Consider the following 1,278-nt stretch of genomic DNA (forward strand, 5'->3'; position numbering starts at 1 on the left):
CCACTCTGATGGCCCGCCACAACCTCGCCTACTGGCGGGGGGAGGCGGGCGATGTGGTGGCTGCTGCAGCCGCGACCGAGGAACTGCTGGCCGACCAGGTACGTGTGCAGGGCCCTGACCACCCAGCCACCCTGACCACCCGCCACAACCTCGCCTCCTTGCGGGGTCAGGCGGGCGACACGGCCGGTGCCGCCACCGCGACCGAGGAACTGCTGGCCGACCAGGTGCGTGTGCAGGGCCCCGACCACCCAGCCACTCTGATGGCCCGCCACAACCTCGCCTACTGGCGGGGGGAGGCGGGCGATGTGGTGGCTGCTGCAGCCGCGACCGAGGAACTGCTGGCCGACCGGGTACGTGTGCAGGGCCCTGACCACCCAGCCACCCTGACCACCCGCCACAACCTCGCCTCCTTGCGGGGGGAGGCGGGGGACGCGGCCGGTGCCGCCACCGAGTTCGAGAAGCTACTGGCGGACCGGGTGCGGGTGCTGGGCCCTGACCACCCAGCCACCCTGACCACCCGCCACAACCTCGCCCGGTGGCGGGGTCGGGCGGGGGACGCGGCCGGTGCCGTCACCGGGTTCGAGGTACTGCTGGCGGACCGGGTGCGGGTGCTGGGCCCTGACCACCCAGCCACCCTGACCACCCGCCACAACCTCGCCCGGTGGCGGGGTCAGGCAGGCGACGCGGCCGGTGCCGCCACCACGTTCAAAGAGCTACTGGCCGACCGGGTACGTGTGCAGGGCCCCAACCACCCAGCCACCCTGACCACCCGCCACAACCTCGCCCGGTGGCGGGGTCGGGCGGGGGACGCGGCCGGTGCCGTCACCGGGTTCGAGGTACTGCTGGCCGACCGGGTACGGGTGCTGGGCCCCGACCACCCCGACACCCTGACCACCCGCCGCAATCTCGCCTACTGGCGGGGGGAGGCGGGCGATGTGGTGGGTGCCGCAGCCGCGACCGAGGAACTGCTGGCCGACCGGGTACGGGTGCTGGGCCCCGACCACCCCGACACCCTGACCACCCGCCGCAACCTCGCCTACTGGCGGGGGGAGGCGGGCGATGTGGTGGGTGCCGCAGCCGCGACCGAGGAACTGCTGGCCGACCAGGTGCGTGTGCAGGGCCCCGACCACCCAGCCACCCTGACCACCCGCCACAACCTCGCCCGGTGGCGGGGTCAGGCAGGCGACGCGGCCGGTGCCGCCACCGCGTTCGAGGAACTGCTGGCCGACCAGGTGCGCGTACAGGGCCCCGACCACCCCGACACCCTGACCACCCGCC

1 protein-coding gene is annotated in these 1,278 nt (G+C 74.3%); it reads left to right on the forward strand.

What is annotated here, in order from left to right; translation table 11 throughout:
* The coding region (locus ACFYY7_RS41475) for a tetratricopeptide repeat protein (protein ID WP_388670448.1) at positions 1-1,278 on the forward strand (1,278 nt) is incomplete at both ends.

The sequence above is a fragment of the Streptomyces sp. NPDC001933 genome, from assembly GCF_042890955.1.
Classification (GTDB): Bacteria; Actinomycetota; Actinomycetes; order Streptomycetales; family Streptomycetaceae; genus Streptomyces.